Here is a 15,620-nt window from a genome sequence, read left to right on the forward strand (position 1 = left end):
TATATAAATAAACGTATTTATATTTTATAGCATATATGTCATTTTTTAAAACCTTGATATAGATCAAAACAACACATCAAGAAGTATAATTTTTAACGACAAAATAACTCTTTTGGGTAATAATTTCAAAAGTTAAAAAAATTATCAAATTTAAACTTATGAGGAACCAAACTATGGCTAAACACACTCAACCATACGATGCCCAAGCGGAAGTTAATTCGCTTGTTGAAAAAGGCTTAAAAGCACTTGAAGAGTTTAAAAAACTCAACCAAGAGCAAGTCGATTTCATTGTTGCTAAAGCTTCTGTTGCCGCATTAGATAAACATGGTATTTTAGCAATGCACGCTTATGAAGAAACCGGTCGCGGTGTATTCGAAGATAAAGCAACTAAAAACCTGTTTGCCTGCGAATATGTTGTCAATAATATGCGACATTTAAAAACTGCCGGTATCATTAATGAAGATGATGTAACAGGCATTACCGAAATAGCCGACCCGGTCGGTGTTGTCTGCGGTATCACGCCAACCACCAACCCAACCTCAACAACTATTTTCAAAGCCCTCATCGCTCTTAAAACCCGTAATCCTATCGTATTTGCCTTCCACCCATCTGCCCAGCAATGCTCAGCACATGCAGCTCAAATTGTACGAGATGCAGCTGTTGCAGCAGGCGCACCGGAAAACTGCGTACAATGGCTTGCTCAACCCTCAATGGAAGGCACCTCTGCTTTAATGAAACATCCTGGCATTGCCACTATTCTTGCAACCGGAGGAAATGCCATGGTTGAAGCCGCCTATTCTTGTGGAAAACCGGCTTTAGGCGTAGGGGCAGGTAATGTACCGGCTTATGTGGAAAAAACCGCAAAACTAAAACAAGCAGTTTATGATATTGTGATGTCGAAATCATTCGATAATGGAATGATTTGTGCTTCTGAGCAAGCGGCAATTGTGGATAAAGAAATCTATGCCGAATTTATTAAAGAAATGCAATCTTACGGTGTGTATTTAGTCAATAAAAAAGAGAAAGCCTTGCTTGAAAAATATATTTTCGGCGTAGATAAAGCAAAAGATGAAAACTGTGCAGGGGCAAAATTAAATGCCGCAGTTGTGGGTAAACCTGCAGCCTGGATTGCCGAGCAAGCAGGCTTTAAAGTGCCTGAAAAAACCAATATTCTATTAGCAGAATGTGCCTTTGTAGGTGAAGGCGAACCTCTCACACGTGAAAAACTCTCTCCTGTACTTGCCCTACTCAAATCTAACTCTACCGAACAAGGCTTGGAATTATCCGAAGCAATGGTGAACTTTCACGGTTTAGGTCATAGTGCAGCAATTCATACCGAAAACAAAGAATTAGCTAAAACCTTCGGTGAACGTGTTAAAGCCATTCGTGTGATTTGGAACTCACCATCTACCTTTGGAGGCATTGGTGATGTATATAACTCCTTCTTACCTTCTCTCACTTTAGGTTGTGGCTCTTACGGTAAAAACTCCGTAGGCAACAACGTCAGTGCAGTGAACTTACTTAATATCAAACGTGTGGGCAGACGGAGAAACAATATGCAATGGTTTAAAGTGCCATCAAAAATCTACTTTGAGCGTGATTCAATCCAATATTTAAAATCTATGCACGATGTCCACAAAGTGATGATCGTAACAGACCGTTCAATGGTAGATTTAGGCTTTGTAGATAGAATTACCGAACAACTACGCCAACGCCGTAATCCAATTACTTACCAACTTTTTGCTGACGTTGAGCCAAACCCAAGTTTAGACACCGTCAAACGCGGCACGGAATTAATGCGTAGCTTCCAGCCGGATACCATCATTGCCTTAGGCGGTGGCTCACCAATGGATGCGGCGAAAATCATGTGGTTATTCTATGAACAACCGGAAGTCGATTTCCGTGATTTAGTGCAAAAATTCATGGATATTCGCAAACGTGCATTCAAATTCCCACAATTGGGACGTAAAGCAAAATTTGTCGGCATTCCAACGACTTCCGGTACAGGCTCTGAAGTCACACCATTTGCGGTAATTACCGATGGCGATATCAAATACCCATTAGCAGACTACTCGCTCACCCCAACCATTGCGATTGTCGATCCTGCTCTGGTGATGACTGTTCCATCCCACGTGGCAGCAGATACCGGCTTAGACGTATTAACCCACGCAACCGAGGCTTACACCTCAATTTTAGCCAACGACTATACCGACGGTTTAGCTCTACAAGCGATCAAGTTAGTATTTGAAAACTTAGAGAAATCAGTCAAAGAGTTTGACGAAGTGGCTCGTGAGAAAATGCACAACGCCTCAACCATGGCAGGTATGGCATTTGCCAACGCATTCCTAGGAATTTGTCACTCAATGGCACATAAAATCGGCGGTAAATTCCATACTATTCATGGGCGTACTAACGCGATTTTACTACCACATGTTATCCGCTATAACGGCACCCGCCCAACAAAAGTTGCTACTTGGCCAAAATATACTAACTACGTGGCAGATATCCGCTTCCAAGACATTGCCCGCATGCTCGGCTTACCGGCAGACACACCAGAACAAGGGGTAGAATCTTACGCAAAAGCAGTGCATGACTTAGCGGAGCGCTGCGGTGTAAAAATGTCTTTACGTGAACAAGGCGTTGATGAACAAGAGTTCTTGGCAGCCCGCCGTGAACTTGCCTTAAACGCATTTGAAGACCAATGCACCCCGGCAAACCCACGCTTGGCCATGATTGAAGACATGGAAGCGATTATGACCAAAGCGTTTTATGGAAAATAAGCGTTAAATAATTATTAAAAAGCCCAAAAAATAAAAGGTTGGTAAACATAAAATTTACCAACCTTTATTTATTACTCTTTTTCTGACGGCTTACCTTGAGAATGACCTAAAAGCTTCTCAATTAATGCCTTGCCTAATTCAGACTGATTTAAGCCCTCTAAGGTTGCAGCAATTTTTGTACCGCCTGTTGAACTAAAAAGCTCACCTACCCGCTGAATCCCTTTATCTACACGTGCATCATTAATGATAAATTTCATATCAGAATGTGAAAGTGCTTTGGCTTGCTCAATACCAATAGCTTGATTCGCTTCAATTTGGCGAATACTGACCAGATATTGTTGATAGCCCTCATTTCCACCAATTTCTCTTGCCAGCTCAATCTGCCCCGATACTAAAGAGATTTCCAATTTTTGTTTAGCTTCAGCTTCAGCCGAACCAATTTTAGCAATACCTTGAGCCTCTTTATCTTTAGTTTCCAATAAAGCTTCTGCCTCCAAAAATGCTTTTTGTTTTTCCCCTTCAGCCACCAAAATTTGGTGTTGTTTCTCGGCTTCTGAATTAATAATTAACGCATTTCGATTTGCTTCTGCTTTAATTTCTTGAGTGCGTTTATCTTGATCCGCTTTCACAATTTCTACATCTTTAGCAATTTCAGCTTGCTTTACTTCCGCAACCCGTTTTACCTCCATTTCACGCTCTTTGGTGATTTTTTCTTGCTGTTTCACCAACTGTTGAGCTTGCTCATTAGAAACCGCCACCTCACGCTGATTTTCAACGGTTTTTAAGCCTACTTCTTTTTCTGCTTCTTGACGTTTTACATCCGCCTCTTTCTTCGCTTCAATTTCGGCAATCTGTGCTTCTTTTTGGTTACGAGCCACTTCAACACGGCTCTCTTTTTCAATAAAGGATTTTTTAATTTCCATAATATTGAAAATTACTTTAGAACCACCGCTATCCCGAATATCCATCAGCTCAATGTTTTTCACCGGCTCAATCCCCCAATTTTTCAACTGTTCTTTGACGGCAGCAGTAAAATCATCACCCAATTCAGAACGCACCTGCAAAATATCATTTAGATTACGGCTAGATAAAATAGAACGCACCGAGCCTTGAATAATATCAACCAGTTGGATATTCATATCGTGAAAATCCGAAACACGCTGCGCAGCTAAATTGCTATCTGCCACACGGAAAAACGCGGTAATATCCACCACAAAAGGTAAACGCTCTAAATCATAGGCTTCATAGTTATCAATTTTAATCGAGAACACCGAGACCGGTAGCACGATCGTACTGACCCCAATCAGCGGCAACCAAGAAGGAAACGCATAATAAACATTACCATTGCCGGTATCTTTACCGTAAGATATCGTCTTACCTCCCGATTGCACGATGTGTACTTCATTGGTCTTTACGACCCGGCGGAATAGCAATGCAATAAAAAGCGATATAGCAATAACTATAACGATTCCAATAATTGCAACCAATATGTAAAAGTCCATAACATTCACCTTTTAAATAAAAAAACAATTCACACTTTAAGCCAACAAGCGGTGATTTTCTAGCAAAATTTTGCAAATTTCCGTCGAATTTAGACCGCTTGTTCGCCTTTCCAACGCAGAGCTTCGATCACCGCCTTCAGTGCACCGGAGCTTTTGCGGTTGGAGTAGTAGAGGTGGTAGCCCTAGAGGATAAAACACCCCTACTTGCCGGCGGTTTGGCTAAACCAAGCAATCATAAAGAGCAATATTTTTAAATGTTGGCTTGCCAATGCTGTAAAGCTGTAAACAGCTCTTTCAAGGAGGGAAAATAATCGTTTGTAGAATTCAGCAACAAATAAACTTCTACTCTAAATATACGAACTTATAGTATTATGCAGATGGAATTACTTGCTTTAACAAGCGGTTAATTTTTAGAGTTTTTTTGTAAAAATCAATTCAGATAAGAACCATAACATAAATATAAGGAGTGAATTAATGCAAACCTACCAAAATAAATCCCTTTGTCGTGTACGAACGATAACATTATTTTTAAGCCTAACGAAAGATAAATCACAATGGCAAGATGCATTGAAATCGGCTAAAGCCGAATTTGATATTCTCGTTCCTGCAATCCAAAAACAAGGGTATATTTTGCAATCTATTCGGATTGTAACAAATGGCTTTGGCGAATACTTAGATTTAACCAGTATTGAAACGGCTAAACAAGATTTAGCTTATCTAAAACAGTTATTAAGCCAGCTAAGCGATAGTGGTTTACGCATCCGATTTGCTATTGGTGAAGCTAAAACGGCTGAAGAGCTTGCATTATTGCCGGAACTCATCTTAAACTATGGTGATTTATCTAATGCTTGCGTGAATGTTGATTTAGATGAATTTGGTATTTTAGATAATGAAAAGATTTTGCACTCTGCTCAAATTATAAAACAGATTGCTGAAATTACCCCTAGAGGAGAAGGGAACTTTAACTTTACCGTTAACTTTAACTGCAAGCCATTCATTCCTTATTTTCCGGCAAGCTATCATTCAAGCCAGCTACCAAATAGCTTTGTGATTGGCTTGGAAACACCTGACTTGCTGGTTGCAGTATTAAAAGAGCTAAAACAAACTCAGCATAATGATTTTTATCACCAATGCTATGAAACAATGTCTCAAGCCTTACAATATCACGTTGATGAAATTCTAAGTGCCGTAAATTCGGTAAAAGATTCATTGAAATTTGAATTCGCCGGAATGGATAGCTCGGCCGCTCCATCTAAAAATTGTGCTTCCATGACAGAAGTTTATGAATTAATGGGTGTCCCTTTCTTTGGCGCCGCTGGCACAGTTGAAGCCTCTGCCCTGCTGACAAAAGTGTTTAAATCTGTCAAAAATGTACCGCTTGTCGGGTTTTCCGGATTAATGCTTGCAGTAACAGAAGATTTAGGACTGGCTGAAGGCACACAAAAAGAGCAATTCGATATCCGAGCACTACTGACTTATAGTGCCGTCTGTGGCATTGGGCTTGATACTGTGCCAATTTCGAGTGAAGCAACCATTGAGCAAATTGCAGCACTAATGCGAGATACCGGCACAATGGCATTTAGACTAAACAAGCCACTTACCGTTCGCTTATTCCCAATTCCAAATAAAGTAGCAGGTGATGTAACCGAATTCGAAAGTGATGATTTATGTAATTGCCGAATTCTAGCGGTTCCTTAATCCAGTAAAAAGGCTGATGATCAATTGATTCATCAGCCTTTATCTCTTATTTCACCTTCAATTTTTTACCCACTGTAATCTGATAATTTTTAAGATTATTCAGCTCACTTAATTTTTGTGGCGTAGTGCCGTAAGCTCGGGCAATTGAGTAAACTGTTTCGTCCTTCTGCACAACGTGATAGCCATTTGAAGAGACTTTAATTTCCTTTTTAGAAGTTGTTCTTTCTTCTGAGGTTTTCTTCTCTTTTTCTTTATTGGACGATTTTTCTTTTACATCTTCCTTTTTATTAGCTTTTTGCTTATCGGTCTGTTTTTCTTTAGTATCAGCTTTTGATTGCTCTTTTTTATTATCTTCCTTGTTGTTTTTACTGTCTTTCTTAGTTTCTTTATTCTCTCTTTTGTTTGATTCTTTTGTAGAATCTGCCTTAGATTTTGGCTCTATTTTTTCTTCTTTTACCGCTTTTTTATTGCTTGTTGAGCCGGAAACTGAAACCGAATTTTGAGCACGATAGGTAATTAAACCTTTATAAATGGCTTGTGCAATTTGACGACGATAATTGGGGCTTGCCAATTTTGCTTCTTCTGTAGCATTAGATAAAAAGCCGGTTTCCACTAATACCGAGGTAATATCCGGTGAACGAAGTACACTAAGGCTGGCATGCTGTGGGAAAGATTTTGCAAGTGATGCTATATTTCCCATTTTCGCTAAAATACTTTTACCTAATTCATAACCGGAACGTTGTGAATGAGAAAATTGCAAATCAAGTACGGTTTGGTTTAAATAACGCTCGTTATTGCTAGAGAGCACTGAGCCAGCCCCTCCCAATAATTCAGATTGCTTTTCATGGTCTTCAAGCCATTTCCCCATTTCATCACTGGCTCGGCTGTTAGAAAGCACCCAAACCGAAGCCCCTTTAATAGAATCTGATTTTGGAGATGAGTCCGCATGGATAGAAATCAGTAAATCCGCTTTGTGTTTACGGGCAATTTCAGTTCGCTCAGGCAATTGGATAAAATAGTCTCCGCTGCGTGTCATAACTGCTTTAAAGTTAGGATCGGCATCTAATAAGGCTTTTAGTTCTTTTGAGATCGCAAGTGTGACGTTTTTTTCTTTCAGCCCCAAATTTTTGCCGATTGCACCGGGGTCTTTGCCACCATGTCCGGCATCAATTGCTACTATCGTTTTTGCGAAAGTAGAAAAACTGAATACACTTAATGCACTAAAAACAATATATTTGATAACCTTATTCATTCCCTTCCCTACAAGCGGTCTAATTCTGATTAAAATTTACAAAAATGTCTGCTGCTATTTGGTTTTGAGCTACCAAAGTAAGCTGTCGCCCATCACTCAAATAATCAATTTGGATCACAAAATCGGCATATGGAATCATGCCTTCACCTTTGCTTGCCCATTCCAGCAGGCAGAGTGTTTGGGGTTTAAAATAATCTCGAATTCCCATGAACTCCAGCTCTTCCGGATCGGATAAACGGTATAGGTCAAAGTGATATACACTTATCGGATTCAATTGATATTCCTCAACTAACGTATAAGTCGGGCTTTTCACATTACCTTGGTGTCCCAATGCTCGAACAATACTACGTGTTAAGGTGGTCTTGCCTGCTCCTAGTTCACCATTTAAATAAATCACCAATGAGTGTGACGGTTCTTGCAACAAATAGCTTTTAAGTTTTGCTGCGAATGATTGACCAAATTCAAGTAATTTAGTTTCATTTTCACAGTAAAAAGAAAGTGAATTATCCATTATTTTCATCTAAATTAATAAAATGTTCCCGATAAAATTTTAATTCATTAATCGATTCGCGAATATCATCTAATGCCAGATGTGTATTGCCTTTAGAAAATTTTTCCAATAATTCCGGCTTCCAACGGCTTGCCAGCTCTTTTAAAGTGCTAACATCTAAATGGCGATAGTGAAAATAATCTGCTAAATCCGGCATATATTTATAAAGAAAACGTTTATCCTGCGCAATGCTATTGCCACAAATCGGGGAAACTCCCTTCGGTACCCAACGTTTTAAAAAATCAAGTGTGCGTAATTCTGCCGCACGTTCAGTTAATTTACTCGCTCTCACCCGTTCAATTAAGCCATTTGCTGTATGAGTTTTAACACACCATTCGCTCATTTTTGCTAATAATTCGTCGGATTGATGTACTGCGATAACCGGTCCTTCAGCTAAAATATTCAGATCTTTGTCAGTAACAATGGTAGCGATCTCAATAATACGTTCTTTTTCCGGATCTAAGCCTGTCATTTCAAGGTCCATCCAAATTAAATTCTGTTTATCTTGGTTCATTTTCTTACCTTAATTTTGCAATTTCTTATTTGTAAGATTTAGGGCATTTTTGACCGCTTGCGGCACGAATTGGCTAATATCACCATGATGTCGATAAATTTCTCTGACCATTGTAGAAGAGAGATAGCGCCATTCCACCGAAGGAGGGAAAAAAATCGTTTCTAAACTACCCGATAATTTTTGATTTAGCTGAGCCAGTTGAATTTCATAGTCAATATCATCAGCCCCTCGAATACCACGAATCAACGCCTTAGCATTATGTGATTTAGCAAAATCAGCAAGCAAACCACTAAAGCCAATCACTTCAATATTCCCTAATTCTATACAGCTTTCCTTTACTAATTTAACACGCTCATCTAAGCTGAAAAGCGGCTGTTTGCTTGAATTTTCAGCTACCGCTACTATTACTTCGCTAAAGAGTAGCGATGCTTTTCTAATCACATCTAAATGCCCATTGGTGATCGGATCAAAGGTACCAGCATAAATAACTTTGTAACTCATTTTATTTCTCTAAATAAGGGGTAAGTAGATCAATATGACGTTTTAATGCCCCTTGATTTTCCATCAACACACTAAAACCTGATTTTGCAATCTCTTGCCCAATTTGAGGGTTTTCTCTTAATAATTTAATGCTTTCAGTTACTGCTTCTACAGAGCTTTCAATTTCAATTACTCCTCTTACTTGGCGTAACTTCTCAAACACTTCCGGAAAATTGTGGGTAAATAAACCGGATATGACCGGAATTTTGAAGGCTATCGGCTCAAGTGGATTATGTCCACCGTGTTTAACCAAGCTACCGCCAACAAAGGCAATATCTGATAAGCCGTATAACAACATCATCTCACCCATAGTATCACCTAATAAAACTTGCGTATTTTTATCTAAGGCTTTATTCGCAGAACGTTTGATATAATTTAGCTCTGATTTTTCAATGAGCATTTCAACTAAATTGAAACGCTCCGGATGGCGAGGAACTAAAATCAGCACTAAATCAGGGTAAGATTCTAATAATATCTTATGCGCATCTAAAATTAGCTTTTCTTCGCCTTCATGCGTACTACCCACAATCCAAACAGGTCGATTAACTAAATTTAGTTTTCTCTTTGTTTCCTGCACTTCATCATAAAGTGCCGGCGTAATTTCTAAATCAAATTTTAAGTTTCCGGTATTCACCAACTTTTTAGCATCATAGCCTAAATTAAGATATCGCTCTGAACTTACTTCATCTTGAGCCATAATCAATGAAATTTGATTCAATATCACTTTAATATTCTGTTTAACCCAACCATAACGTTTTGCAGAACGAGGCGATAATCGAGCATTGGCAATCACAAACGGAATTTTACGTAAGTTCACTTTGCGGATTAAGTTAGGCCACAATTCAGTCTCGATGACAATAATCAGTTTTGGATCAACAAAATTTAAAAAACGCTCAATAGCATCCGGCAGATCATAAGGCAAATAAAAGTGTGATACTGATTCCCCAAATACCGCATGCACGCGATCAGATCCGGTTGGCGTAACAGTTGTAATAATTAAAGGAAGATCAGGATATTTTTTGCTAATTGCTTTAATCAAAGGTGTTGCTGCAATCACTTCCCCAACAGATGCAGCATGAATAACCACACCTTTTGCTTTCGGCTTTTCCAACTCATCATAGATACCGTAACGCTCCCATAAACGCTTTCTATAAGCAGGTTGCTTACGACCTTTATACCACATTAAAAACAGAACAAGAGGCTGTAAGAAATAACTTAAACAAATATATAATAGACGCAGCATGGACTTTCCTTTACAAGCGGTCATTTTTTGCAAACAACTTACTATTATACATAAAATAAAACCACGAAATAGGCTCTATTTCGTGGTTTAATCCTATTTTATTCAAAAATTAGGCTTGGTGCGGATTACGTGTATTAGTATTGACCAAATTACGCATTAGTAAAGCAAAATCCAGATCAATATCTGACGGTACATCTAAAAAGACAAAATGCCCGTCACCGAGAGCTGCCTCTACATTTTCATGCTTACGATTTAACATACGCTCAATTTTAAACACAATATTGCCCTTTGGCGTCATCATTTCTACGGAATCGCCCACTAGAAATTTATTTTTTACCGCCACTTCAGCCATTCCTTGCTCATTGCGTTTGCCGGTAAATTCACCAACAAATTGCTGACGCTCTGAAATAGAATAACCGTATTCGTAATTTTGATATTCATCATGTGTATGACGACGTAAGAAACCTTCTGTATAGCCACGATGTGCAAGGCTTTCAAGGGTATCCATTAAACTTTCATCAAACGGTTTTCCGGCTGCAGCATCATCAATCGCTTTACGATAAACCTGTGCGGTTCTTGCACAGTAATAAAACGATTTAGTACGTCCTTCAATTTTAAGTGAATGCACCCCCATTTGCGTTAAACGCTCAACATGTTGTACTGCACGCAAATCTTTTGAGTTCATAAAATAGGTGCCGTGTTCATCTTCAAAGGCGGTCATTTGCTCGTCTGGACGTTGTGATTCCGTATAAAGGAAAACTTTATCGGTTGACTCACCATTACCTAAAGTCGGAGCCACATTTTTCACTTCAATTTCAGGCTCGTATTTTGGTACGATTTGACCGACTTCATCTACTTTACCCTCTTCCATTTTGTATTCCCAACGACAAGCATTAGTACAAGTTCCTTGGTTTGGGTCACGTTTATTGATATAGCCTGAAAGCAAGCAACGACCTGAATACGCCATACATAATGCACCGTGGACGAAGATCTCAAGTTCCATATCCGGCACTTGTTCGCGGATTTCTTCAATTTCTTCAAGAGATAATTCACGAGATAAGATTACTCGGGTTAAACCCATTTGATGCCAGAATTTCACTGTTGCCCAGTTTACTGCATTCGCTTGCACCGAAAGATGAATATCCATTTCCGGAAAATTTTCACGCACAAGCATAATCAAGCCCGGATCTGACATAATCAGGGCATCTGGCTTCATATCCACTACAACTTTTAAGTCTTTAATAAAGGTTTTTAGTTTTGAGTTATGTGGTGCGATATTTACTACCACATAAAATTTCTTGCCTAAAGCGTGGGCTTCATCAATCGCAATTTTTAAATTAGCGTGGTTAAATTCATTATTACGCACACGCAAGCTATAGCGTGGCTGACCGGCGTAAATCGCATCTGCCCCGTAAGCAAAGGCATAACGCATATTTTTTAAAGAACCTGCAGGCGAAAGTAGCTCAGGTTTGGCGTATTTTAATGTCATAGGTAATTCTCTTTTCTGATAACAAGTCAGGGCTTTTCAAAAGTGAAAAGCGTAAGCGGTGTATTTTCTAAGAAATATTGCATATTGGCAAGTTAATAGATTAGAATTTGTTTTTTTATGTGGGGAAGACTATGAAACTTAAACTCTTTTTAGCAACAACTTTATTTGCATTTTCAACATTAAGCCACGCTCAAAGCATTAAAATGGAAATGATGCAAATGAATATGAATGCAAATAAATTAATGCGAGCTAATTCTATCGAAGAATTTACACAAACCGCTCAGGATTTCATTCAAATCACAGAGAAAACTAAGGCTATCTTTCCAAATAGCGTAGAAGGTGATAAAGCAGCTCAAGACGATTATCAAGCCGGTATGCAAAAACTGATTGATGTGGTGAAAAAAGCTGATGAAAAAGTCCAAGCTGGTGAGTTACAAGAAGCGAAAATGATGATTTCAGATCTTGAAATTATCAAACGTGAATATCACAAAAAGTACAAATAAGCATATAAGAATAAAGGTGGGCAAAAGCTCACCTTTATTATTTTTAACTCTACCATTCAAATTCTAATTCAACCGCACTTTCTCCGAGTAATTCTTTTAGCTCATTAAACATTACCTCATTCGGGTTTATCCGCCATTCAACCCCGCCTTTAAGCAATACTCTGCCCTCTGGGCTTTGGTAATAGAAATGTAACGGTAGTGTTCCCTCTTTATATGGGCTGATGATAGCGGTCAATTTTTTAATAAAATCTGCAGATAATTGTTCCTGATTAATCGCTAACGCCAAACTCTTCGCAAATCTGGCTCGAGCTTCATCAAGCGATAACACTTCCCTTGCCGACATTTTCAGCCCACCGCTAAAGTCATCAAACTGAATTGAGCCGGTAGCAACAATAATCTGATCTTGCTGCATTAAATGACCAAAATTCTCTAAAGCTTCGGAGAAAAGGGTAATATCCAACTTACCCGAACGATCTTCAATAGTCGCGATACCAATACGGCTTCCCCGCTTGGTGACAGCCACTCTTGATGCCATCACCATACCCGACACCGTTGCCATCTGCCCGCGGAAAGTTGGCTGTAACTCATTTAATCGATTTGGTGAATAATGCGAAAGTTCTTTTAAGAACCGACCAATCGGATGCCCGCTCAAATAAAGCCCTAAGGTCGCACGCTCCCCCTCTAAGACCTTTTGCTCCGACCATTTCGGCGTATTGGCATAAGCATTTTGTACCTCTTCAGGGGTTTCGGTTAGTACACCGAACATATCGCTCTGCCCTAACTCTTCCATTTTACTATGCTGATCGGAGGCTTTTAGTGCATCTTCTAAGTTTTTCATTAAGGCTGCACGATGTGGGCCTAATTTATCAAAAGCACCCGACATAATTAGGCTCTCAAAGGTACGGCGGTTAATCTTTTTCAGATCCACGCGAGCAGTTAAATCAAACAGATCGGTAAAACGCCCCCCTTGATGTCGAGCGTCTAAAATCGCTTCAATCGGCCCCTCACCTACACCTTTAATTGCGCCTAAACCGTAAACAATCTCACCTTTTTCATTGACGCTAAAACGATGCTTACCGCTATTTACATCCGGTGGCACAACCGTTAGCCCCATATTAATACACTCATCATAAAATCCGACGATCTTATCGGTATTATCCATCTCGGAGGTCATTACCGCGGCCATAAATTCCGCAGGATAATGAGCTTTGAGCCAAAGAGTTTGATAAGAGACCAGTGCATAGGCTGCCGAGTGCGATTTATTAAACCCATAGCCGGCAAACTTTTCTACCAAGTCAAAAATCTGACCGGCTAATTTACCGTCAATTCCTTTAGACTCTGCCCCTTTTTCAAAGACTTCACGTTGAGCAGCCATCTCTTCCGGTTTTTTCTTACCCATTGCACGGCGAAGTAAATCCGCTCCGCCCAATGTATAGCCAGCAAGCTCTTGGGCAATTTGCATCACCTGCTCTTGATAAACAATAACCCCATAAGTTGGCTCCAAAATAGGCTTTAAGCACTCGTGCTGGTATTGCGGATCAGGGTAAGACACCTCTTCTTTACCGTGTTTACGGTCAATAAAGTTCTGCACCATGCCAGATTCAAGCGGACCGGGACGGAATAATGCCACCAACGCGATAATATCTTCAAAACAGTCTGGTTTAAGGCGTGAAATCAGATCTTTCATCCCACGACTTTCAAGCTGGAATACCGCCGTTGTTTTCGCAGCTAATAAAAGGTCAAAAGATTTCTTATCATCAAGCGGAATACTTTCAATCCGAACAGGCTGTTTACCTTCCCTTTCCAAACGAGCATTAACCATCTCTAATGCCCATTTAATAATGGTTAAGGTACGCAAGCCCAAGAAGTCAAATTTTACCAGCCCTGCATATTCCACATCATTTTTATCAAAATGGGTAACAGGATGAAGCCCCTCAGAGTCGCAATAAAGCGGCGAGAAATCAGTAATCGCAGTCGGTGCAATCACCACACCACCGGCGTGTTTACCGGCATTACGGGTTACTCCTTCAAGCTTACGGGCCATATCAATCAGATCTTTAACTTCTTCATCAGCTTCATAAAGCTCTGGCAATTTAGGTTCTGCAGCGAAGGCTTTTTCTAAAGTCATACCCGGATCAGGCGGAATCAGTTTAGAAATTCTGTCCACAAAGCTATACGGATGCCCAAGCACACGCCCCACATCGCGAATAACGGCTTTTGCCGCCATCGTTCCGAATGTGATAATTTGTGATACGGCTTGACGACCATAAGTTTCTGCCACATGCTCAATTACACGATCTCGCCCATCCATACAGAAATCGACATCAAAATCGGGCATAGAAACACGCTCCGGATTCAGGAAACGCTCAAAAAGCAAGTCAAATTCCAATGGATCCAAATCAGTAATTTTTAGTGCATAAGCCACTAACGAGCCCGCTCCCGAACCACGCCCCGGGCCAACCGGAATATCATTATCTTTAGACCATTGAATAAATTCCATCACGATCAAAAAGTAACCCGGAAAGCCCATCTGATTGATTACATCTAACTCAACCTGCAAACGTTCATCATAAACAGGGCGTTTTTCTTTACGGATTTCAGGATCAGGAAATAGAAATTCCAAACGTTCTTCCAAGCCTTCTTGCGATTTTTTGACTAAAAAATCTTCGGTAGAAAGATCGCCCGTTGGGAAATTAGGCAGAAAATATTCGCCTAAACGAACGGTTACCGAGCAACGTTTAGCAATTTCGACCGTATTTGCTAATGCACTAGGTAGATCGGCAAACAAATGACACATCTCTTCTTCGCTACGAAAATATTGTTTTGAAGAATATTTTTTCGGGCGTTTGGGATCATCTAAAGTAAAGCTATCATGAATGGCTACACGGATTTCATGAGCGTCGAAATCATCTTCTTTTAAAAAAACGACATCATTAACCGCAACCAGAGGAATTGCATTTTTTTGTGCAAATTCGACCGCTTGTTTAATGTAGCGTTCTTCATCAGTACGCCCTGTGCGACAAAGAGAGAGATAGAAATGATTAGGAAAATAGTGCTGATAAAAGGCCAGCTTTTCTGCCGCTTCATGCAGATTTTCTTTTAATAATGCCTTGCCCACATCGCCCATTCGACCGCCGGACAGAACAATAATGCCCTCATTTAGTTCAGCAAGCCACTCACGTTCTACTAATGGAAATTCTACATAACCGCTTTGGTAAGCACGAGAAAGAATTTGGGTAATATGGTGATAGCCTTTATTATTTTTAGCAAGTAAAGTGAGTTCAAAATATTCTTCGCTACCCGCTTCAGTACGTACATAAATATCCGCCCCGATAATAGGCTTAATCCCAGCTCCTAAAGCTTCTCCATAGAACTTAACCAAGCCACAAAAGTTGGTAAAATCGGTTAAGCCCATCGCCACCATATTATTGGCAACCGCCGCTTTGACTAAGGGTTTCACTTTGGCTAAACCGTTAATCATTGAGAAATCACTGTGAACCTTTAAATGAACGAAACGACAATCAGACATAAGCATTAGAATTTAAAGAA

The 15,620-nt window shown here is 39.8% G+C and carries 11 protein-coding genes; 3 read left to right on the forward strand and 8 right to left on the reverse strand.

Features of this window, described 5'->3' with window-relative positions; genetic code table 11:
• The first annotated feature begins 173 nt into the window (after positions 1-173).
• The gene (gene adhE, locus A6B41_RS07665) at positions 174-2,780 is read left to right on the forward strand and encodes a bifunctional acetaldehyde-CoA/alcohol dehydrogenase (protein WP_032847387.1); all 2,607 of its coding nucleotides are present in this window, start codon (positions 174-176) and stop codon (positions 2,778-2,780) included.
• A gap of 71 nt (positions 2,781-2,851) precedes the next feature.
• On the opposite strand, the gene A6B41_RS07670 is transcribed toward adhE, so the two are convergent.
• Entirely contained in the window at positions 2,852-4,282 is a 1,431-nt protein-coding gene (locus A6B41_RS07670; RefSeq protein WP_027074226.1) for an SPFH domain-containing protein, read from the reverse strand.
• Positions 4,283-4,756: 474 nt separating this feature from the next.
• Here A6B41_RS07670 and A6B41_RS07675 point away from each other — a divergent pair, with 474 nt between their 5' ends.
• A complete protein-coding gene (locus A6B41_RS07675; RefSeq protein ID WP_027074225.1) occupies positions 4,757-5,980 on the forward strand; it encodes a DUF711 family protein in 1,224 nt (407 codons plus the stop codon).
• A gap of 46 nt (positions 5,981-6,026) precedes the next feature.
• Here the strand turns inward: A6B41_RS07675 and A6B41_RS07680 are convergent, their stop codons facing one another.
• The 6 genes from A6B41_RS07680 to trhP form a co-directional block, all read right to left on the reverse strand.
• Positions 6,027-7,232: an N-acetylmuramoyl-L-alanine amidase gene (locus A6B41_RS07680; RefSeq protein ID WP_027074224.1), complete on the reverse strand. Its 1,206-nt coding sequence runs from the start codon at positions 7,230-7,232 to the stop codon at positions 6,027-6,029.
• 19 nt (positions 7,233-7,251) lie between these two features.
• On the reverse strand, positions 7,252-7,743 hold the full coding sequence (gene tsaE / locus A6B41_RS07685) for a tRNA (adenosine(37)-N6)-threonylcarbamoyltransferase complex ATPase subunit type 1 TsaE (protein WP_027074223.1): 492 nt from the start codon (positions 7,741-7,743) through the stop codon (positions 7,252-7,254).
• Entirely contained in the window at positions 7,736-8,296 is a 561-nt protein-coding gene (gene orn, locus A6B41_RS07690; RefSeq protein WP_027074222.1) for an oligoribonuclease, read from the reverse strand. The genes tsaE and orn overlap by 8 nt, the downstream gene beginning before the upstream one ends.
• Before the next feature lie 9 nt (positions 8,297-8,305).
• The gene (coaD, locus tag A6B41_RS07695; protein WP_027074221.1) at positions 8,306-8,797 is read right to left on the reverse strand and encodes a pantetheine-phosphate adenylyltransferase; all 492 of its coding nucleotides are present in this window, start codon (positions 8,795-8,797) and stop codon (positions 8,306-8,308) included.
• A 1-nt stretch (position 8,798) separates the two neighbouring features.
• Positions 8,799-10,079 (reverse strand): lipid IV(A) 3-deoxy-D-manno-octulosonic acid transferase, encoded by a 1,281-nt coding sequence (gene waaA / locus A6B41_RS07700; RefSeq protein WP_027074220.1) that lies wholly within the window; start codon positions 10,077-10,079, stop codon positions 8,799-8,801.
• 109 nt (positions 10,080-10,188) lie between these two features.
• A complete protein-coding gene (gene trhP / locus A6B41_RS07705; protein ID WP_027074219.1) occupies positions 10,189-11,568 on the reverse strand; it encodes a prephenate-dependent tRNA uridine(34) hydroxylase TrhP in 1,380 nt (459 codons plus the stop codon).
• 131 nt (positions 11,569-11,699) lie between these two features.
• Here trhP and A6B41_RS07710 point away from each other — a divergent pair, with 131 nt between their 5' ends.
• Positions 11,700-12,071 (forward strand): cytochrome b562, encoded by a 372-nt coding sequence (locus tag A6B41_RS07710; RefSeq protein ID WP_027074218.1) that lies wholly within the window; start codon positions 11,700-11,702, stop codon positions 12,069-12,071.
• Positions 12,072-12,120: 49 nt separating this feature from the next.
• On the opposite strand, the gene dnaE is transcribed toward A6B41_RS07710, so the two are convergent.
• Positions 12,121-15,600, reverse strand: coding sequence for a DNA polymerase III subunit alpha (gene dnaE, locus A6B41_RS07715; protein ID WP_027074217.1), 3,480 nt, complete (start codon positions 15,598-15,600; stop codon positions 12,121-12,123).
• Positions 15,601-15,620: the final 20 nt, after the last annotated feature.

The organism is Mannheimia granulomatis, assembly GCF_013377255.1.
Lineage (GTDB): Bacteria > Pseudomonadota > Gammaproteobacteria > Enterobacterales > Pasteurellaceae > Mannheimia > Mannheimia granulomatis.

What these genes read in the sequence shown, in the direction of transcription:
- coaD (WP_027074221.1), bottom strand. Translation starts at nt 8,797, where the DNA reads ATGAGTTACAAAGTTATTTATGCTGGTACCTTTGATCCGATCACCAAT.
- A6B41_RS07680 (WP_027074224.1), bottom strand. Translation starts at nt 7,232, where the DNA reads ATGAATAAGGTTATCAAATATATTGTTTTTAGTGCATTAAGTGTATTC.
- waaA (WP_027074220.1), bottom strand. Translation starts at nt 10,079, where the DNA reads ATGCTGCGTCTATTATATATTTGTTTAAGTTATTTCTTACAGCCTCTT.
- dnaE (WP_027074217.1), bottom strand. Translation starts at nt 15,600, where the DNA reads ATGTCTGATTGTCGTTTCGTTCATTTAAAGGTTCACAGTGATTTCTCA.
- A6B41_RS07670 (WP_027074226.1), bottom strand. Translation starts at nt 4,282, where the DNA reads ATGGACTTTTACATATTGGTTGCAATTATTGGAATCGTTATAGTTATT.
- trhP (WP_027074219.1), bottom strand. Translation starts at nt 11,568, where the DNA reads ATGACATTAAAATACGCCAAACCTGAGCTACTTTCGCCTGCAGGTTCT.
- adhE (WP_032847387.1), top strand. Translation starts at nt 174, where the DNA reads ATGGCTAAACACACTCAACCATACGATGCCCAAGCGGAAGTTAATTCG.
- orn (WP_027074222.1), bottom strand. Translation starts at nt 8,296, where the DNA reads ATGAACCAAGATAAACAGAATTTAATTTGGATGGACCTTGAAATGACA.
- tsaE (WP_027074223.1), bottom strand. Translation starts at nt 7,743, where the DNA reads ATGGATAATTCACTTTCTTTTTACTGTGAAAATGAAACTAAATTACTT.
- A6B41_RS07675 (WP_027074225.1), top strand. Translation starts at nt 4,757, where the DNA reads ATGCAAACCTACCAAAATAAATCCCTTTGTCGTGTACGAACGATAACA.
- A6B41_RS07710 (WP_027074218.1), top strand. Translation starts at nt 11,700, where the DNA reads ATGAAACTTAAACTCTTTTTAGCAACAACTTTATTTGCATTTTCAACA.